Origin of the sequence: Halomicrobium zhouii (genome assembly GCF_900114435.1) — an archaeon.
Lineage (GTDB): Archaea > Halobacteriota > Halobacteria > Halobacteriales > Haloarculaceae > Halomicrobium > Halomicrobium zhouii.
On record NZ_FOZK01000002.1, the window covers coordinates 303,784 to 324,955 of the forward strand.

12 protein-coding genes are annotated in these 21,172 nt (G+C 54.0%); 8 read left to right on the forward strand and 4 right to left on the reverse strand.

Annotated elements, in window-relative coordinates; all coding sequences use genetic code 11:
- The first annotated feature begins 36 nt into the window (after positions 1-36).
- From BM337_RS08905 to BM337_RS08915, 3 genes are read left to right on the forward strand one after another with little or no spacing between them, the layout of a single operon-like run.
- Positions 37-3,483, forward strand: a complete 3,447-nt coding sequence (locus BM337_RS08905; RefSeq protein ID WP_177227371.1) for a helicase-related protein — start codon at positions 37-39, stop codon at positions 3,481-3,483.
- Entirely contained in the window at positions 3,480-5,273 is a 1,794-nt protein-coding gene (locus tag BM337_RS08910; RefSeq protein ID WP_089816091.1) for a hypothetical protein, read from the forward strand. The genes BM337_RS08905 and BM337_RS08910 overlap by 4 nt, the downstream gene beginning before the upstream one ends.
- Complete coding sequence (locus BM337_RS08915; RefSeq protein WP_089816093.1) at positions 5,273-6,130, forward strand: phospholipase D-like domain-containing protein; 858 nt, start codon at positions 5,273-5,275, stop codon at positions 6,128-6,130. Before BM337_RS08910 ends, BM337_RS08915 begins: the two co-directional genes overlap by 1 nt.
- Positions 6,131-6,213: 83 nt before the next feature.
- Here the strand turns inward: BM337_RS08915 and BM337_RS08920 are convergent, their stop codons facing one another.
- From BM337_RS08920 to BM337_RS08930, 3 genes are read right to left on the reverse strand one after another with little or no spacing between them, the layout of a single operon-like run.
- Complete coding sequence (locus tag BM337_RS08920) at positions 6,214-7,731, reverse strand: V-type ATP synthase subunit I (protein ID WP_089816094.1); 1,518 nt, start codon at positions 7,729-7,731, stop codon at positions 6,214-6,216.
- A complete protein-coding gene (locus BM337_RS08925; RefSeq protein ID WP_089816096.1) occupies positions 7,728-9,431 on the reverse strand; it encodes a hypothetical protein in 1,704 nt (567 codons plus the stop codon). Before BM337_RS08925 ends, BM337_RS08920 begins: the two co-directional genes overlap by 4 nt.
- Entirely contained in the window at positions 9,428-11,104 is a 1,677-nt protein-coding gene (locus tag BM337_RS08930; RefSeq protein ID WP_089816098.1) for a hypothetical protein, read from the reverse strand. The genes BM337_RS08925 and BM337_RS08930 overlap by 4 nt, the downstream gene beginning before the upstream one ends.
- 249 nt (positions 11,105-11,353) lie before the next feature.
- Between BM337_RS08930 and BM337_RS08935 the strand changes: the two genes are divergently transcribed.
- A complete protein-coding gene (locus BM337_RS08935) occupies positions 11,354-15,022 on the forward strand; it encodes a hypothetical protein (RefSeq protein WP_089816100.1) in 3,669 nt (1,222 codons plus the stop codon).
- Positions 15,023-15,168: 146 nt separating this feature from the next.
- The gene (locus BM337_RS08940; protein WP_089816103.1) at positions 15,169-17,397 is read left to right on the forward strand and encodes a DNA cytosine methyltransferase; all 2,229 of its coding nucleotides are present in this window, start codon (positions 15,169-15,171) and stop codon (positions 17,395-17,397) included.
- A gap of 4 nt (positions 17,398-17,401) precedes the next feature.
- Here the strand turns inward: BM337_RS08940 and BM337_RS08945 are convergent, their stop codons facing one another.
- A complete protein-coding gene (locus BM337_RS08945; protein ID WP_089816105.1) occupies positions 17,402-18,775 on the reverse strand; it encodes a DNA cytosine methyltransferase in 1,374 nt (457 codons plus the stop codon).
- Positions 18,776-19,531: 756 nt separating this feature from the next.
- Between BM337_RS08945 and BM337_RS08950 the strand changes: the two genes are divergently transcribed.
- The 3 genes from BM337_RS08950 to BM337_RS21085 are packed head-to-tail and all read left to right on the forward strand — an operon-like array spanning position 19,532 to position 20,851.
- The gene (locus tag BM337_RS08950) at positions 19,532-19,777 is read left to right on the forward strand and encodes a hypothetical protein (protein WP_089816107.1); all 246 of its coding nucleotides are present in this window, start codon (positions 19,532-19,534) and stop codon (positions 19,775-19,777) included.
- Between the two features lie 22 nt (positions 19,778-19,799).
- Positions 19,800-20,690, forward strand: coding sequence for a tyrosine-type recombinase/integrase (locus BM337_RS08955; protein WP_089816110.1), 891 nt, complete (start codon positions 19,800-19,802; stop codon positions 20,688-20,690).
- Positions 20,687-20,851 (forward strand): hypothetical protein, encoded by a 165-nt coding sequence (locus tag BM337_RS21085; protein ID WP_177227373.1) that lies wholly within the window; start codon positions 20,687-20,689, stop codon positions 20,849-20,851. The genes BM337_RS08955 and BM337_RS21085 overlap by 4 nt, the downstream gene beginning before the upstream one ends.
- Positions 20,852-21,172: the final 321 nt, after the last annotated feature.

Sequence of the window (21,172 nt, forward strand, 5' to 3'; positions counted from 1 at the left end):
CCGAATAAATGAGATTTCAGACTATAAATGGTTCATATGCCAGACCGAGATCTGGGGCGTACCAAGGATCTCGAGCAGATTTCTTCACGGATAGTTTCCGAGGTCCGAAACCGGGCGACAGGCGGCCACTATGAGATCGGTGAGATACATGTGGGTAGCGCCCCGAAGAATACGTTCTTCTCGGGTTGTCTCTCCCCCGGGACAGAGGAGCTAGAGTTCGAGGATGACGACATCTATTCGAGGGCCTCTCCCAGTGCTCTCCATATGCTGATCCGCGTGGCGCCAAGCGTCAACGGCGCTGCATTCGCTATCGACCCTTCCTTCAGTGTATACGCCCGCGTCCATCCGCCAAGATATGCTGACGTCCAGACAACTGACCGCGGTTACTATCGCAAGTACAGCGTTGATGTAGAGCCGACCACTGTAAAGACACGCTCTCCAGAAGCGGGTGAAGAAGCAATCTCGGCCGACCTGGAGGACGCTGAGGAAGATATCTCCCAGGCATTGCAGAAGGCATTGGAAGCGGTTCGAGATGAAATGGCAGCGGATCCGCTACGCTACCGCCCGGAGTCGAATCAAGACGTTCGGGAAGCCATCGTCGAGGATCGGTTTGCTGCACAGTCTGAGTACGAAGAGTTCGTAGATGGAGTCGAGGGTAAGGCAGTGTATCCCGATATCAATCCGAGGATAGCTTTCGATCTGCGCGGGATCGATGACGGGGACCTACAACTCCGAGTGAGTCTAGAGAACAGGTCTGACGAACCCGAAAGCGGTCAGCTGGATGACGTTGACAACGGTATGTACGAATCCCGACTCCGGCTTTTACCGGAGGGTGGATCTAGATTTGATCATATCAATTTCACCCGTCTTCCGGAAGACTACCGCTACAATCGTGAGCTCCCGGGATATGGGGTAAATTGCTCGGTTGAGCAGCCCGAAGGGTCGGACGCCCTCGTTACAAATTGCATGCCGTCCCATGAGCAGAAGCGTTACATCCACAAGGAGCCCGATCGGGACGCTGCCCGGCCGCTGTTCGATCATCTGGCAGAGGACCCGTTGCCGGTCCTCCGAGCATTGCGCGATGAGATGAAAGAATACGATTCGGGGACCTGGAAGGATCGAATCGATGAACTGCGCGAGGGTGACGGGGATCTAGAAACAGCTCAGCAGAACCGCGAGGCCTTCCAAGAGGAGATCGCCCGCCTTGAAAGCGGGATCAAACTACTGGCCGAGCACGATGAGGCACTCCGCTCGTTCAAGCTGATGAACCGGACATTCGACCGAAAGGTTCTGCGGGAGGATGGTACACGAGACTACGATTCCTGGCGTCTCTTTCAGATTGTCTTCATCGTTGCCAATATCCGTGATATCGTCGCCCGGACTGATGAGTCCGTTCAGACCGATGCCCGAGAGGAAGTGAGCCTGATCTGGTTCCCGACTGGTGGCGGGAAAACGGAGGCATACCTCGGTCTGATGATCTTCAACATGCTGTTCGATCGTCTCCGAGGCAAGGCCTTCGGCGTCACCTCATTGATGCGCTACCCGCTCAGGCTGCTGAGTCTCCAGCAGTTCCAGCGCATCACTGAACTCATGATGTATGCCGATGAGGTCCGCCGTGAGCAATCTCTGGGTGGAGATCCGTTCGAGGTCGGTTATCTTACCGGGGGGACCGAGAACAAAATGCGGGACGTAATCGAAGAAGAGTTCGGTAGCAAGGCCGTCAGTTATAGCGACCAAGAGGGCAATCAGAAAAAAGTAGAAAATCTTGCGCAACGCTGGGAGTCTGACAATCTAAATAATATCTCGAAAGAAGAGTTCCGCGTTCTCAACCGTTGTCCGAAATGTGGAGGGGACGTAAGTCTCGAAGTCGACGCTAAAGAGGTTCAGATCAATCACATCTGTACGAACGAGTCGTGTACTTGGCACCGGCTCCCGGTCTATGTAGTGGACAACGAGATCTATCGAAAGCTTCCGACGCTGATCATCGGGACCCAGGACAAGCTGGCCGGGCTGGGATACGAACGCAAATTCCGACTTATGCTGGGCTATGCAAGTGAGGAGTGTCCTGAGCACGGCTACACCGACGGGACTGCCTGCACGGAGAAGTATTTCTGTACGGAGAGTGAGCAGACCCACACCAATCTTGATCCGGTCGATCCGGTTCCAGGTCTACAGATCCAAGACGAGCTACACCTGATCAAGGAAGAGCTGGGGACTTTCGAGAGTCACTACTGGGGAGCGATGAACAAAATCATCGAGTGGAGCGGAAACACATCTTCGAACGTTATCGCAGCAACCGCGACCATCGAGGAATTCGAAAACCAGATCAGGCACCTCTACAAAAAAGAAGGTTCACTGTTCCCTGCACCTGGCCCAGACTACAGGGAATCATTCTACGCCGGTGAGGATCCAGAGGAGGTTCAGCGCCATTTCATCGGGATTACACCTTGGAACCGGTCACACATCAATAGCATCATCAGCATCATACGAGCCCACGAGGAGGCCATCCAGACACTCAATCAAAACGCGGAGAAGATGGTGTCCGATCGGGACTACCGGACCCTGGATTCGGCCGGGGAGCTGCGGGAGATGCTCAGGTATTACGATACGGCTGTTAATTACGTCATCAGCAAGAAGGAAGGTGACAGGATCAACCAGTCTGTCAACACCCAGATCAACCCAGATCTGCAGTCAGCCGGATTCGAGCGGATAAACCAGCTCAGCCTGACCGGAGACAGCAGCTTCCAGGCGGTCTCGAGTATGCTGGATCGCTTCGAGTCCTTGGCCGATGACCCGTCGCTACAGGACCAAACAGAGGACCTGATTATCGCAACTAGCACTATCAGTCACGGAGTGGACCTGGACGTACTGAACTTCATGCTGTTTTTCGGAATGCCCAGACGTACCGCGGAATATATCCAGTCAAGCAGCCGTGTGGGCAGGAAGTATCCGGGCATCGTTATCGATTGCTTCCATCCCATCCGAGAACGCGATCGGAGTCACTTCCATTACTTCGACAAATACCACGAATACCAGGACCGACTTGTCGAGCCTGTCCCGGTAAACCGGCGGGCTAAATTTAGCATTCAGCGAACGCTTCCAGGTCTGTTCATGGCGTTGATTCTACAGCGCTACTACGGCGAGATCGAAGCTGAGTACGGTTCCCCGTACATGACTAGCAATGTGGCCAATGCCCACTCGAACGGCCTCATCACCCAGCAACAACTCATGGACGACTTGGACGATATCTATAGCGACTGGAATGGCGACAACGTATTCAGAGACGAGATAAGCCACCGCATCGAAACGTATCTGACCGCTATCGATAAACAGCAGAAGAAGTTCGTGAGCGATAGCCTCCCGGATGGAAACCGGCCAATGTGGAGCCTGCGAGACGTTGATGTCCCTGTCGACATCTTCACCAGTCGGGAGGAAGGAAAAATTGTTGATACGATTAACGCTGGCCGAGGTGATGGAGCATGAAGCGCGGCCTAAATCAGGTCCTGTTCCAGTTCATGCCGGGCAAAACTTTCGATAACCCCCAACATCAGATGATCGAAAAGGTAGCCCAGATCGGTGGCGAGGACATTAGCGACGAGGTCAACGATGAGCATCTCAAAAAACGGGTGTTTGCCGCAATCAATGAGTGGGAAGGTGGCAGCAGGGAGTACCTCACTAGAACTCTTGACAATTATTCGATCATCCAGCCTGAGGATGTGATCAGTGAGGTTTTCCCACTAATCCTGCGATGTGATAATTGCTATGCCGTTGAGAACTATTGGCGTCGGCGTGAGTCGCTCAAAAACGGCTCAGTAGCCTGCTCGAACTGCGAAAACTCCAGCCTTCATCAGCTCCATCACGTCCTGATCTGTGAGGAGTGTTCCGCCATCGAAGCGATGTCGGTGCCACCATGTGATGAACACGACTGGAACTATGTCAAGCTCGATGACAGTGCCGAGAGCTATCGTAATTTCCGATGGCGATGTGGCAAATGCGAGCAAGAGGGCAAGGAAGCGACCATTCGCTCTGGACTGTATAGTAATTGTGACGACTGCGGGAATACCCTTCAGCCAACAGTCCACCGGGCCTCACAGGCATATCGCACCCACCATCTGAAGCAGGTCGACATTAATTTCGAGTATGGCCTTTCGGAAGACGAAGAGAATCAGGCAATCTCCGACATCGCCCTTGGGGCGGCCTACGGAATCTACGACCACCCGGAAAACGAGATCTCCTTCTACCGGGACAAACAGGAGGGTGGAACAAACCAGATTGAGGAGCTTTTGGGCAGTGATATCGTTGATGAGGGGCAGAAAGAAAAGATACGCGACCAGTTCAGCGACGATCTTAAGGCTAGTGGCGAACTGACACAGATCCTGAACGAACTCGAGGAGATCCGCCTTACGAAACGGAACATCTCACGGAACCATTTCAACTACCTGCGAACCCTTGAAGAAATCAAGACGGAGACACTCGATGAACTGGATTCTGATGTCGGCGGACCGAGCCAAACATCAGCTGACGTGCTTGAACAATTCGGTGTTAGTGACCTTCGACTCACCAGCGAGTTCCCTATTCTGACGGCCGTATATGGGTACCACCGGACATTCGATGAACCAGAGGAAGACAGTCATCCCGCATTGCGAGCCTTCCCTTTCACCCAGGGTAAGGACACCATCCCGATATATGCCACTAGTTCCGATACTGAAGCAGTGTTCCTGACACTCGATCACCGACGGGTCGGGGAGTGGCTGGCAGCTAACGATCTTCTGGATGGCAGTATTGATGACCTCAGCGACCAAGAACTCCGGGCACTGATCCACGCGGAGATGGATCAGATGAAACCCTACCTTGATGTTGATGAGATGACTGAAGTATCTCGATATGTCCACGGCCTCTTGCACACACTGAGCCATCGCCTTATTGAAGAGGCAGCATTGCTCTCGGGGATCGAAGAGACGAGTCTGGCAGAGTTCCTTTTCCCCGAGGCGCTTTCGGTAGCAATCTATTCGAACCAGACCCATTCGTTTACAATTGGTGGCCTGTACACTTTGGCCGAACGGTCGTTAGAAGAATGGTTCGAGTCCGTCCAGCAGGAGTCCGAGCACTGTATCTATGATCCGATCTGCGGCGAGCAAGGGGCCAGCTGTCATGCCTGTACTCACATCAGTGAGATTGGTTGCCAGCACTTTAATCAGAACTTGAGCCGTGGATTCATCTTTGGGGGGACTAACCAGGAAATGCCTATAACAGGCTACTGGGACGATTTCTGATGGAGTTAGCCGACTTGCTTGCTCTTGAACAGAAGCTACGGCGTGAGGGAACGACAACCGAGACCCTTCTGGGGTACTGTCTGTACCTGAACGGGAAGGAAGTCGTGGCTCTTGGCCAGCGATTCCAGACGGAATTTGACATCAGTGATCGGCAGGCCTCGGATCTGATCGAGTGGTTGGAATATCTGGGTGTGGCTAGATTGGACGAACGGAACAATATCTCGTTTCAGAGTGACAGGCTCCGAGAACTTCTCACGCGGGTCGAGTGGCTCTTCGATGAGCATTCCCTCGACCAGCTTTCTCGAGCGACAGTTGAGAATCCCGACCAGGTCAGGCCAATCCTGAACGTCCCAGAAGAGACCGATTTTGATGTCGATTCGACCATCATCGGTTCGCTCATAGACCTGCTGGCCACTGCTGAGGACTCGGCGGTTGTCATGAACCCTTTTTACACACAGGTGGGCTTCGACCTGCTGCAGGAGGCACTGGTGGGCGTCCCGAAACGAGGGGCAAGCTTGACCCTTATGACACGTGATGTGTTGCAGGGGACTGGTGAGAACCGCAATTATGTCCGCCAGCTCGTCGAACAACTTGAATCCGTGGGGCGGTCTCACCACCTGTCAGTATATGAATTCAATAGTGAACTCCACAACACGGCGACGTTTCACGCCAAGGCTGTCATAGTTGATCGTCAGCAAGCGTACATCGGGAGTGCAAACATGACTGAGAGAAGTCTCCGGAACGCGATTGAGATGGGGACAATCATCGAAGGTAAGTCAGTTCCACCACTTGCAGATACTGTTGAACAAATGCTCACGTCGGATCTCTGGCTCGGTGTCGACTTGGATGACGTCTAGAGCAGCTCTAGACGCTTTGCTCCCCATTCCTCTCACTCTTCGTGTGTAAACTTTGAGTCTCAGTAGGTACGTCGGCTCTACAATCAGGTAATTGAAACGTTGATCTCGATCAGTCCGTTTTCGCACAACCCCTCCAGTGTTTCGACTGGGTCTGCCTCAATCTCCTCCTCGCATTCGGCCCTGATATTGGAGTACGACAGATCGGAGCTGGCTGCCGAGATCGTCAGCAGCTCCTCCAGCAGCTGGGCCTGTGGCTCTGGCAACTGCTCCCGGACTCTAGTCCTAATTTCGATGTAAGCATCGGCATAGCGATGCGAATACTCGAGGAGGGTATCAACATCCTTCTCACTGGCTGCACTTGTGAATAGGTCCGTGAAGTCCTCATCCAATTCGATGTCGAACTTGTCCTTAAGCCGTCTTGCAGTCTTGATCTTCCCGACCAATCTGGAGCGCAAAGCGGTGCGTTTGTCGCTTGCCCGCTCGAGACATTCGACCAACTCCGCTCCTGCGCTTTCTATTCCCTCGACGGAGATTGCCTCAAGGGCCCTTGATTGGCAATCTTGCGCCTCAGTGTAGAGGGTCTGGATTTTACTGGCAGCCTCCTCGAGCTCTTCAATCGCTGGCTCACCATCCGTGCTATACATCTCGACCGGGCTTTGCAGGATTTCAATTAACGCCTCTAGGCCGTCTCCTACAGTCTCTATCGCTGAGGCATATGATTTGAGAGAGGGATCTGTGCTCAATTCCTCAGCAAGCAGATCCAAGATTCGTGACTGCTCATATTCGATATCTTCGGGAATTCGTTCGTATTGAGTTTCTACCCGGGCCCACGCTTTGTCGATGTCATTCAGGGCCTCTTCGATGCGTTCGTGTCGATTGTCGACTAAGACTGCAACCTGCTGCAGGCCGTCCCGATCATCCACATCTTCTTTTAGCCCCTCGATCAGGACGGTCCAGATACGCTCGTTGAGTTCGTCTCCAATATCGAGGTCGTAATCAAGCGTCCAGTCGCCATGCCAGCCTTCCTCTAGCAATCGTAGAGCGTCACCGATATCGTCCAGATCAGACGGTGCGTTCGCGTCTGATATCGCTGTCCGCAGTAACTGATCTATGTCTCCCTGCAGTTTACCCAGGTCACCGCGGAGTTCGTCATGGGCGGTCTTTGCTGTACTGACCGCCTCTTCACAGGTATCAACATCGCTAATAATGACTTCTCTGAGCGACCGCTTCTCATTGCTGTCAAGCAGTTCAAGCCCGGTTGAAGCCAGCCAGCTGTCGATCTCCTCGACGACGGATTCGGCCTTTGGGTTGTCTAATACCTCCTGAATGTCTTTGTGAACCTCTCGAACCGCCTCAGTGAATGTCTCGATTTCGCACCCATCATCCAGCAACGCCTGCAGGTCGGTCCTGACCCCATTGTTGTATGTCTCCCGGATCTGGTCGACCTGGTCGGGTTCTAATTCCGAGTCTGAGCCCAGCGTGTCTGCGAGTTCATCACGGAGTTGCTCGGTTTCCTTCTCGAGTTCACTGTGTCGCCCGATTAGGGAGTCATAGTCCCTATCCTGCGAAAAATCCACTAGATCAGCAAGGGGTGCAGTCATTGTTCCTCCATCAGGCCATCGATCTCGATAAGTGTGTTCTGGACACTGTTCCTTTTCTGACCCATCTGTTCGAGTTTATCAACTGTTCCCCCGAACTGTTCAATCGGTTCACAGAGGGACTCAAGACGTTTTCGGCACTCAGATATCTGGGAGTCCCATTCGTCGAGCTTACTTTGAGGTGATCCATCCTCGTCGGTGAAATCAATCTCGGGAAGTTCATGCCGTAGCTGTACAATTTCTTCGTCCCATGCCTCCTCGAGATTCTCGGTCATTGTTGCTTGGTCAGGTACGTCAACCTCGACACCCGTTGCCTCGAGACGTTCATAGAGATCCAGTAGTTCCTCTACCTCCCGCTGACAGCGGGATTCGAGAGCTTCAATCTCCTCAAGGAGTTCATCGACGCGTGTTCGATGGTTAAATAGCGTCTCTCGGTACTGCTTCAGGTTGTACTCGAGCGTCGTGAAGACGCTTGTGCGCACGGCCCGATCAAAGCCAAAGAGGAACCTGATAATAAGTGAGTTCGTCTCGTCTACCAGCCTGACCAACTTCTCGTATGGATCCGCCCTGCCAGTGTCTACCTGAATTTTTGTGTCCTCGAACTCGTCGGCATGAGCCTCCAAGGATGTAAGCTCCCCGTGGAGCTGCTTGATCTCAGATTCAATGGACTCTTTCTGGGACTGATATGTCGAATTGACCGTATCACTGTTATTCTGGATTAGGCGCGTCCCATTGATCGCCCTTAGCAGGCGTTCAGCGATTTTGGTTGTATTACCCTGGAACTGGCTTGTGACAAGCCGTTCGACCCGCTGTTCGCTGCTGTAAAATGTTTCTAGAGGTGTATCTTCTCCGGCATCATCTTCGGAGTCATCGCTATCCTCATCTGTCACCCCGGTCTCGATGGGGATATCAGCCGTTTCATCGAGCAATCGCAGGAGACTGGATGTTGCACTCCGATTATACAAATTCCGTGCCGTGCGAAATTCGGAATTGTAGCTATCCTTGTTGATAAGATAGGATATCTTGATGATTCGACTGTACCCTGCGACACCCCCACTCCCGCCAGAGAGCATCTCGCTCTGATCGATCTTCTCCTCTCGGATGTACCTGAGCAGGCTTTCGACACCATTCTCGTCTTCCGTTGAGCCAGCAGCCAGCAAAAGAAAATCGAGGATTACCTGATCGGTCACCACGTCTTTTTCTAGCCGTTCGTTCATATCCCGAACGTCTGGGGTGTCCAGATCGACTGGGAAGAGATCCGCTAAATTCTCCTCGAAGCGCTCTGAGTGCTCTTCGAGTAAGGTTTGCATAGTTTCGATCAGGCGAGGAAGGTAATAATCAACTTTCCGTTCATCTTCGTCGGCGATATAATCTCCCGTTACGGTCTCCTCGAGAGGTTGATCGGGATCAGTCTCCAGTAGCGCATAGAGGAGACTCGTGGTGAAGGTATTCAGCCGCCGTTCGTCGACGCTGACCACGCTCAGCTGATTGATGTCGTAGCTCTTTCGGGCAGTCGGCTCCGTGTTCTCGATGATTTCGACCGCCTCATCTGTGGTCTCAGAAGCGTCCTCACCGAACAGGACGACCATGAATTGCTGGTTCGGGGTCAGTCCCTTCTCAGAGACTGTCTCCTCCAAGAAGGGATTGAGCAACTCACCAAGTTGATGTGCATCCGATGGAACCGGGTAGACGTATTCAGTCATCGCGGATCCTCCGACATGATATCGCCGAATTCGCTGAGACGTGCCCCCGGATTACCCATTGAACTCAGCAACTTCACTAGCTCGGAGAACTGTTCGGATTCGGTCCTAGCCGTCCCAGCAAATGTCAGCCGGGGATTCGTGATCAGGCTCGGGAACACTGCAACCAGCGAACCCATGGCTGGCCCGAGGTATCCATCGACCGACAGGTTCTCTTCCGACTGCTCGCTGAACAGTTCAAGAAAGTCACCGAATTCTCGGGATAGAGATGATTCATCCGAATTGTCAACATACTGTGCCAGCTCATAGAGGAAATCGATTGTCTCCTGATGTTCCTCGCCTGCCTCCTCGAGTGCGAGATCGTGGACTCGTTCGGCAAGGGGGGAGAGCATTCGGTCCTTGCAGACTTTTCCCTGCTGGAACGTGACTGTGGAAGCATCTCCAAAGACTATCTGGCCGCCCCCGTTGGCAATCGACTGGAGGAACCGATTGACGTATCTCCGGATCACTTGGTCGGAGACGTCGTACTCCTCGTAGCTGTCATGGGATTCGACCCCATTGAGGAACGCCCTAGTGACTGCCTCGATGTCTGTCAGCTCTTCGGCGAGCATCACCTTCGGGCTCATCCCCGACAACCGATCAATCCAATCATCATTCCCGAAAGTCTCTAGCTGCGTCGGTGCGGGTGTAAAAATACTATATGCGGTAAGATCACGAGCATCATGCCCGATATCCCCACAGTATACCTCCAGATCCTCAATTGAGAGAATACTGACCCGGGACATTGTGGTCCCTGGAATCTCCCCCAGGGTAGCGTATGAACCATCCACGTTGCCGGTATGGGATCTATATGCGTTCCTTGCCGTTTCGAGCCATCCGGGACGCCCACGTGACATCCACCATATGAAGTTTCGTTCAGTCACCGGGAGGTTCTCACCGAAAACTTCCTCGATGTTGTCGGGCTTGATAATCGGCAGCACTAGGGTGTCAACACGTCGGTACTCTGCTTCGCCGATCTCGTGGACGCTGGCATAGCCGAACCCTCCTATGAGATAGAACCGCGACTTTCCCGACTGAACCTTGTCGACCGTATCACGTAGCGGTCCGGTTGTAGACCGTATCATCTCCTCAAGTCGGTCGTAGCTCTCTTCCATCTCATCGACGATGAGTGTCACCTCTTCAGTTTGACTGGTAATATCTGCAAACTCTTCGACAGTCAGGCCGAGCTGGTCTGCATATTCCTTGACACCGGTGATGCGGCCAGAATCGAGCAATAGGAGGTCCCGGGTCAGTTCCTCGTCCTCCAGAATCCGTTTATGAATACGATCAAGTTCCCGCTTGACGAGAGTCTCGACTTCAGTGTGGAATTGTTCCTGGGAGATATTCTGGATCTCTTGGGGATATTCGATGTGTGTCGCGACGCTGTCAAGGAGCTCCCCAAGGGAGAGGAACAGCGCCGGCTGTCCAATCTCGCGGTAGGAATACTTGTAGAGATGGGTCAAAAGCTGGGTCTTCCCTGCACCGATCGCACCAACTACATACGAGGCGTTCGAGCCTGCTTGAGAAAACTCGGCGATATTGGCTTCGCCCCGCTCACGCCGATCGCGGTGGCGATCGGTCATATCTTCCCACTCGGTCTCAAGAGTGGGGGTGCGACGAACTCCGTTCTCGGACATCTGATAAGCCTCATGCTATCATGATACCTAAAAGATTCGCTACTCACCAGCGTTTTCTCGATAAATTCGGCATGATGCCTGCAGTAAATAATATTCTAGATCCTGGATCGGAAACTATTTGCACAGCCACGGTATATAAGGACCAACATAAATACCCTTCATCTAGCTTATTGCCGGCTAATCAACTGATGTCTGAACTTATCGTTTGGAACCTCGTCGCTTTCCTAGGTCAGGAAAAAGGGTCTTAAAATGAGCTCGGAGACTAATACGCGGATTTCACGGCTACTAGATCGCTATCGTGATCTGGAACCCGACCGACGCCAGCACATTATCAAGGAACTGGAGCGGTTTAGAAGACACCGTGTAGAGGGGCTTGTTCCGTATTTCGAGTCACTGGTAAAACTTCTCAGGTGGGAGTCTGGCCCCAACTCAGACCATCTGGCAAAGCTGCTGATTGACTGCCTCAGCGACCATCCTGATCGCATTGAGACGGAGACCTTAATTGCTGTTAGTGAACTCGCTTGCTCGCCGGAGCCGCCAGTTAGGGAACTCGGCCTTAAGGCGCTCAGGAGACTCTATGAACAAGACTCGGAAGCTATCGAGGCGCCGTTCACCTCCAGTGAAATAAGCGATTGGATGGATGAGGGGGCAGACAGGCGGGCGCTGGCCTATCGTATTCTGGGGGTGACTGTCGCTGACGACGCGGTCGAAAAGCTCGCTGATGCCTACAGTAATGAGGAATCCCTTGCCAAAAAGGCCTCTGAAGCAGCGCTAGAAGATATCGCGTCGATATCTACCTCGTGGCTGAATGGGCAGGATCCACTTGCCGGGGCCAAGAACTTGGAACACTTGGCACAACGAGTTCCGCAAATCGCCGTGGAACAAGAGGCAGCATTGCGAGAAGGATTGACTGCTGACTCGAAGTCAGTCGTCTCTCGCTGTGCAGCCGCCCTTATCAAGCTCGGTTACTCCGAGTATGGCGACCAACTTGATGCTGCAGCGCTGCTGGAGAGGCTATCAGATTTCGATCGAGTTGCGGCCGGTCGAGCCACTGGGGTTTGCATCGGGTCTCAGTCCGCTGTTGACCCCGACCCAGTTCAGCAACTACTGAACGGCATCGAGGCTAAACGGACCAGAGACAACCAACGAGTCCAGTTAGTGGCTCTCCTGGAAGTATCCAACCAAAAACCCGAGTCGGTCGCATCGTATGCAGACCGGCTCCGAGAGCTCAACAGCGGTATCACTGGTCAGGCGCGGAAATATTATATCGATCTGCTCGGGAACATCATCAGCCACTCAGAGAATGAGGGGGCTGTTGCCCCGTTATTGCTTGAAGAACTCAATAGCACGAATGACGAACGCGTAAAAATGGCCTGTAAGGAACTTTCGGAGACGAATCTCTATCCACTCCCACAGGTCGTCCACATGGCCCGCAACAGGGGAGAGGAGGAGATCAGCACCCCCGCCCACAAAATCTTCAAGCGAAGCCGACCGCCGACATTTGATGTCGCCGATCAGCTGGCCGTTGACAAAGCCGAGGGCAACTTGGAAGCACTGGAATCAAACCTGCGATATCAGACCGAGCCGGGTCGATGGGATCCGGTCTTGCTGCCGGCCTACGAGCGCCAGCGCCTTGCGACAGTCCGTGAACGGTTTCGGCAAGGGAAGGGCGGCTACACTCTCCTACCGCATGATGTCCCGGAGATGGGAATTCTGGCTGCTGCTGAACTCGCCCTGGAGGGACTCCACCATGATCGGATGTCCGTGGACATCGTGGTCTATTCGCCCGGGACATCAAATCTATGGGGAACCTTCAAAGACATCCAGATGGCGTTCCGTAAGTTCGGTCTGTGTTCGATACCCGGGATAACAACTGCAGCACGACCACTAGATGAGGTCGTAACCGTCTCCCGGGTGACCGATAGCGGGATCAAGCCATGGGGGGAACCGGCCTCCGATAACAAGATCATTCTCACCAAGTCGCTCATGGATATTGATTCGATCGACCCAGATGCAGTTGTCTGCAACTTCCTCGGGAGACGACCCAGCGAATTTGAGCCCCAGCTCGAGGAGGAAGACAACGTCCTCGAGTCCTATCCGGTGTTCAGTCTCTACCCATTCACCGCGAAGATCGAGGCTCCTGGGACTTGGCCAAAGTATGGCTATCCGGAGAGCATCCCGGAAGCCACCGAACAGCTACTTCCGGGGATCCCCGATCAGGCGGATTTCGGAAGATGCTCAACGTCAAGGTCGGTTAGTACCCCTGCCAGTAACGTCATCGAACAGTTGAGGCAGCTGGCGACCGATCGGTCACTAACAATTGAACGTCTCGAAACAGATGAAATCATCGGCCGGCTCAAAACCATGCATCGGCTGGCAATAGAGCTTGATGGCGATGAGACTGAACAGGTCGCGAGGGCCTTCAGAAAGCAGACCCGATTTGTTCAGAGCCTCCCAGTCCCGCTTGACACGTATGATGAATGGGTCCGTGAAGAATCAACAGGCAGGGGCCGATATGCCTCAGATCCATCGCACCAGCGGATTGATGACATGGACTCTCTAAAAGAAGACCCAGCCAGTGCGATGGTGCCTGGTGCAGTCTATGATTATCTGACCGAGCTTCGTGCATTGTTTAAAATTCTTCGCAGGGAGAACCCGACCTATACGCGCCTTCTCAGGGAAATCAGGGAACAGATTGATACAGAGGACCGACTCGCGGTGCTATTCCAGAAACGGTCCATGAAACAGGCCTTCGAATACGCATTGCTGAATGATATCGGGCAGACGGCGGGTGAGCTCAAAGACAGGGGTGTCTATATCCTCAGACCCGACGAGCTACGCAAAGTAGGAGAGGTCGACGATGTCATCATGACCAAGCCGCTGGCCCCATCACAGACACAGTTTTACATGGCTCCACTATTTAAGTCAATGCAGATCATCGTTTACGGGGAGAACACGTCTCAGTACGTAAGCAATGGTATTGAGGAACGCCTAGAGACTCTGCGAGCCCGCCGTGAATTGCCTGCCGATGCCGATTGGCCACGGCCGCCGGTAGTCGAGACAATATCAAATGACTCGAACTCGGACCTGCAGCTGGGATCCCAGGACGGATCTGACAGTGAACTCCGGCAGTCCGAAGACAACGGGGCCGTTGAAGAAATCTGGACACAGTTCGAACCAGTCGACCAGTCCGAAGCTGGATCTTCCGATGTCAATAACCCCTCCACTGCCCGGCCCAGCGCGGAAGAATCATGGAAAGTTCAGATTCTCACCGAGAGCGGGGTTGAACTCCTGAAACCCTCCACCGAGTCGATTCTGGTCGAACGGAACGAAGGGCCTCTCTCAGGCAATCAGTACGTCTGGACCACCGCTGGTGATCTGGAGCCAGGCGATAATTTCCTCGTGATTCCTGACGAGGTCCGCGATCAGGTTTTTGAAGAGGCTCTCGAGGCTGTATACGGTGATGACATGGGGGGAACTGATCTTGTTGATGGGCTCGAGATATGGTGGGAAACACTGCGAGACATCCATTCAGAGTACGATGATCTCGAGACGGTCTATACACTCCTCTCCCAGACCGAGCTCGAGAAATCGCGAGCTAACGTGGTTGAGTGGTTCCGGGCCGTCGAGCAAGCAGAGAAGCCACTTGACCTCCCGACGAATTCGGACTTCCGGATCGGCCCGAATAAGGTCAATGACATCAAGACGATTGGGAAGGCCTTCGACTATCAGGATCTATTAGAGAATGCAACGGCAATAGGACGAGCTATGCGCCTATCTCGGGGCGAGAGCCGGCCACAGGGTCAGGAACTCAATGAGTTGGTTATCTCGCAACTCCTGAACCCCAGCTCAGATTTCGCAAGAGACGTAACCGAATACTCAGCTGGGACGATCCGCCATGTCGGGAAACAATACTGAGATTTTTCTTAGAGGAAGATATTTCTACCTTCGGACACAAGCTCAACGAATTCTTGGCCATCCGGGCGAGTTCAACTACCGAGCATATGATGCCCTCACAATCACCAGCCAGCTTTTTATTAACCTAGCCAGGATAAGAGGGTACCATGGCAGAATCGTGGGATCTATCTCGAGATGACATTGCTGGGCTTACGGGGGTGTCAGAGTCAGAGCGAGTAGCCCAGTCTGGCGTTGTGTCCAGAAATATTGATTTCGTAATCGATGGACTGGCGGCAGAGGACTTGGCAGATACCAGCCGAACATCTTGTGGCTGTCCTGCAGCCACCCCGAAACTCCTCGCTCGTCGGAGGAGTACTGGATCGGAGGATAGTTTCCCGTGTTGTTATTCAACGATAGCGTCCGCTTGGACGGCCAGAGATGTAGCAAACAGCTGCTGTGATGATCCCCTGCATGGAAGTACTGATCCACTGGATAGCGTCGCAGCAGTCGTTATCGCGGATAATGATGTAGACCCCGCAGAGCGCTACCAAGAACACTGCTGGCGGAAACTTATTGACAGCCTCCGCAACGAATGCGGTGACTGGAACTCGATAGCTGATCTTAAACGACGCAGGCTCAATGTCATTCTGCAGGAAAATTCCGACGGCCGTGGCCTCAGTGTTGAACGATCCATCCGGCTACGCAAGTTCCTTGAGGCTGTCCAAGAGTACTCGCGCACAGATGGGGTCTCCCTGTCGGGATTACCGCGTCTGAGCTATGAGACACTGGTAGATGAATTCGCCTCATTTCCAGGCATCTCACGACGTGATGCCTGGTGGATCATGCTGACAGTCTATGAGAAGCCCGTCTGGCCCACTTCCCAGTACACAGATCAAGTACTCGTTGCACTCGGTCTCCTGTCCCCTGAGGAATATGCTATCGACAGTCCTCGACGCGAAGCGATTGAGGACCGATTCTCGGACCGACGTCTGCCTGTTCTCCATCGGTTGCTCGCTAGACACGGGATAGACGCAGGTATGGAGCCCTGTAGTGATTCGTGCACAATCAGGAAGTTCCTGCTCACCTACCGCCAAGAACGCCAGTCAGAGGCTCGATCGGGCAAGAAGGCTGTCGACCTCTTTGCCGGCGCCGGTGGGCTCTCAGCTGGGTTCAAGCAGGCCGGATTCGATATCCAATTTGCCGTCGACAAATCTGAATCAGCTACAGATACCTATCGCCTCAATCATCCGGAACTCCCGCACGAAAACGTGCATACTGGGGACATCAATGATGTCGTCGAGGAGGGTATTCTCACTGAGCTTGCCGAAGACACCGATGTCGTGATCGGTGGCCCGCCCTGCCAGGCCCTGTCGATTGCGGGCTATCGCTCTCGTCTTGCCAACGATGAGGATTACACCCTGCTCGAAGATTCACGGACAACTCTCTATCAGCAGTATATTGCTGCCATCGAGCAGCTCAACCCAGAAATTATCGTCATGGAAAACGTCGAGGGTATGATCTGCGAGGTTGGCGACTCGGAACTGAAGGTCTCAGAAATGGTCCTGGATGGGCTCGACGAGGCCGGTTATAATGCTAAACTTAGATTACTCGACTGCTCGGAGTTTGGTCTGCCACAGAACCGAGATCGAGTTATTGTCTTCGGTGTAAACCGAGAAGCCGATGTTGAGACGAGCCCTGGGGCGTTATTTAGTGCACTGTATGACAACCGGACCGAGGAGACAACGATCAGACAGGCACTGGCCGGCCTGCCAAGACTCGAACGGGGCGAGGGTGGCAAGATCATGATTGGGGCCAACAGAGGCCGACGGAGTGAGTATGTTAGCTGCGCTGGTATTTCTGTCCCCTCACACTTTACCTATAACCACCGCGCCAGGAGCCATCCAAAGCCGAAGGATCGCAAGCTCTTCGATGAGGTGATGGAGCCGGGCATGGACAGCGCCGATGTTGTGTACGGCACGGATCGAGGCGACCTCATAGACTATGACATCGGGACGGAGGACAATCCCCGGTTCACGGACAAATACCGGATGTTAGACTGGGAGGAGCCGTCCCCGACGATCGTTGCACACCTACAGAAGGATGCAAACGGGTTTATCCTGCCGGACTATCACCGGTACTACACCCACTCTAGCAAGGAATCCAAACCTGAACGCAATCGCGGACTAACACCGCGAGAGGCCGCTCGTATTCAGTCGTTCCCAGATGACTTCATCTTCTTGGGTGCGTTCACTGACTGGTTCCAGCAGATTGGTAATGCGGTTCCACCACTAATCGGCCAATTCGTTGGGAAAGTCCTTGCTGACGAATTGCGGCAAGAGTCGTCCGAGACAGCAGAAACACCGATCTATCGACCTCGCATTTCTACCGACGACTGACCTGCTATCTCTTCTGGTCCGTCCTATTAACGTCAAACAACTCTTCCAGTAGTGCTTTTCCAAGGACCTCTGCAAGGCGGGGTGGCACGGCATTGCCCACGATTTTGAACGCCTTGGTGAGGGGAACCGGGAATTCAAAAGAATCTCGGAACGATTGGAGTCGAGCTGCTTCTCTGACGGTCAGTGAGCGCGCTTCGCGGGGATGGATGAACATGTGACCGTCCTTTTCGAGATGGGCCACGATAGTTGAGGCCGGCTTTCGGGGATGTTGTTTCTTGTACTTATCCTCAAAGATATCTTGACGATAAGGCTGGAGGTCCTGACCAACGTCACCTATGTCCCACCCTACGCCCTCGCCGAGTAGCTTGTACAGTGAGAGATCATACATATTGTGACCTCGGGAGCGATGGTTTGTCAGTGCCTCGTCTCGGGATTCATCTACGTCCCGTGCCCATTCTTGGTACTCAGTCAGGGGTTCCATCTGGTATTCGGTGGCCTGTTCGGGAATTGCAAAGTTCGAGTCATCGGAAGTTGGGCCGCCAGGGCTGACCGGTGGTAGATCCAGAATGGCCTGACCGACTGTGATCCACGGAGACTTTCTGGGTTGCTCCGGAACAATTTCGTCGAAATCCGGAACATCACCACTAACGACCTCCTCCATCGTAGCCTGCACGGTCTCTTGTTCTTGACCTACTGTACCCGTCCGTTTTAGCTTTGTTTCGTTATCGTCTTCGGGCTCTCTGTGGGTCTGCCAGTGTTTGAGATTCGGGTTGTCCCTGTTCAGCCGGTTCCCGATAAAGAATGCCCGCTTACGTCGCTGCGGAACCCCATAGTCCGCTGCATCGACCACATAGACATCAACATTGTAGCCAATCGCCTCCATCTCGGAGACGATAACATCAGAAACGATCCGGCCCCCTGCGTTCTCCGAGTTGATGATCCCCGGGACATTTTCCATAATGAACGCCCCAGGGTCGTAATAATCCACGAAGCGAAGAAATTCTTGGTAGAGTTCATGACGATCATCCTCTTCAGGCGAAGTCCCCTCGACCGAGCCAATCTTGGATCTGCCAACGCGAGAGAAGGTAGGGCAGGGCGGGCCGCCAGCGATGAGATCGACGTCACTTGGCCCGATATCGAATCGCGCTACCTGCTCAGATGGTACCTTGTCGTCTTCAGCTAGTTCGATCCCCCCATCGGGATCGACATCCCGAATGTTTCGCTTGATAGCGACGCCATCGTGATTAGCTCGGTAGGTCTGGACGGCCTCCTCAGAATGGTCGATGCCCCATATCACATCGAATCCCGCGTCACTTAGCCCCTGTGAGAGACCGCCAGCGCCGCAGAACAGGTCTATCGCAACAGGTGTGTTACTCATAGGTATTCACTGAGACTGAGACAAATTTCGGGAGAGATGGCGATACGTTCCGCATTGATCTGACCTTCTTCTCACAGGGTCTCATATTTTCGGTTTGAGTTGGTACATCCAGCCGGGACACCCATCGACACAGACGTACTTTCTGCTTCGGACGCCTGCTCAGCGAGCAAATCGACCCGGCTACCAATAGGCAATCCCCGTCGTAACACACTGTTATGGCCCATATCTGCTGGAATGTCATTAATCTTCAGCGGAATGGAGAAATTTCAGACGTAGCAGGTTGTTACAGACGAATACCGCTCTACTCGGGTCACAACTATGCTTACTGTCACGAAAGCATCCAAAAGCGACCCTCAAATCAGAATTTCCCAATCATTGGGCCAACAATTAGGCGAAAAGGGTCGATCTGGGGAAATCGATGCTCCCAAAATCAGCGTATCACCGCGCGCCAGATTCGATCGGCGCAGAGATGCCCATTCTGTCAACCGAAACTTCAGTTCCGGAACAATATCGAGTGCTATTTCGCCAACTTTCCGCCATTGTTAGCCCTAACTCCTGTGACCGTTTGACCACCGGAGTTGGCGACGGGCGATCCGGATCGAAACCGGATCGCCATTTCTCTGTTGACGATTACGTACCCGGCCGCCAATTCGACTACCGGAATCTCCCATTCGAAACCCGCATTTTCGGCGTTTCACCATGCCATGCGCCAATTCTCGCCATCCTATTTATAGTAGGATACTCTCGGCGAAGTCGATGAAGACAGGCGAAACGGAAGCGTTCGCGACCCGGCTCCCCGCTGCGGAAGCGGCACGCGTGCGAGACGCGGTCGATCAGACTAGTCTCTCCAGGTCGGACCTCCTCGCACGGGCGCTTCGGTACTACGTCGCAGAGAACCCGGACGGGATCCCTGCTTTCCACTCGGGCGACTCGGATACGGGCCCGCTGGAACAGGCAGGCATCCTACCCGCGGAACCCGAGAGTGACCAGGCCGGATTCTAGGAGCCATAGCGCACCCAATCCAATGACCCAGGACGACCTCGAACCGCTCGCGCCGCGGGACGTCCTCGACTGGTACCTCGAGCACCGTCGAGACAGCCTGCGGACCGCTACGCGGCGGAAACACACCTCGGCCCTGGGCACGTTCGTCGACTGGACCGACGTGGTCGGTATCGACGACATGAACAACGTCGGCGGTCGCGATCGCATGCGGTTCAAGACCTGGCGGAAGAACGAGACCGACCTCGCGACGATCAGCCTCAACGGGAATCTCGCGATACTCCGGCGGTTCCTCCGCTTCTGCGAGCGGATCGATGCCGTCGCTGAGGGAGTGGCCGACCGTGTTCCGCTGCCCAACGTCCCGCCGGACGAGGAGGTCAGCACGGATGTCCCCGAGGACAACGAGGTCGAGGGAATTCGGTCGTACTTCCGGCAGTTCGAGTACGCCTCTCGGCGCCACGTCGAGTTTGAACTCATCGCCGAGATCGGCCTCCGCATGGGCGCGATCAGAGCCATTGACCTCGACGACTTCGACCCGGAGGGCCTGGTCATCCACCTTCGCCACCGGCACGAGGCGACGGAGGACTACGGCATGCCGCTCAAGAACGGATCCGACGGTGAGCGGATCGTCAACATCTCCGCCGAGCTTAGCGATTTCTTGGTCGACTACGTCGAGTACAACCGCCACGACGTCGTCAACGAGTACGGACGCGACGCCCTGTTCACCACGTCCGCCGGCAGGGTGTCGACGGCGACGATCCGCCGGGACTACTACAAGATGACCCGGCCTTGCACCTACTCGAACGACTGCCCGCATGACCGAGAGGCGTCGGACTGTGACGCCGCCAAGAACAAGCACGCGCCGCAGTGTCCATCGGGTTCACGACTCACCCGCTCCGCAAGTGGGCCATCGTGAACCAGCTCGACGCCGGCATGCCCAAAGAGCTCCTGAGCGACCGTGTGGACGTGTCGGTGCCCGTCCTGGACAAGCACTACGACCACCGGACCGAGGAGCAGAAGTCGAAACGCCGGCGTGAGGAGCTGACGAAGCACCTGGCCGAGTATTCGGACGCCTGATCGACGAACGGGTGGTTAGTCCCTTAGCTATTGAGTCCTGTTCATGGAATGGATCATATGCGTTTGATATCCATCACAATAGCCAAGTAATGTGGCCCATTCAAATCCATAGAAATTGACAGAATTTAGGTTCTGAATTCAGAATATGAATTTAGCACGGGAGCCGTGTTCAATTCACGTCGAGATATGGGACACACCTGTTCAGTAGACGTGCCGACCTCTCGCGTGAGGTTCTATATGTCGTCAGACTGGGGGACATTCTCGTATTTGCCTCCCAGAATCCGAGCCAATACCCGGTTCAATCCTATCGAGTGGAGATTA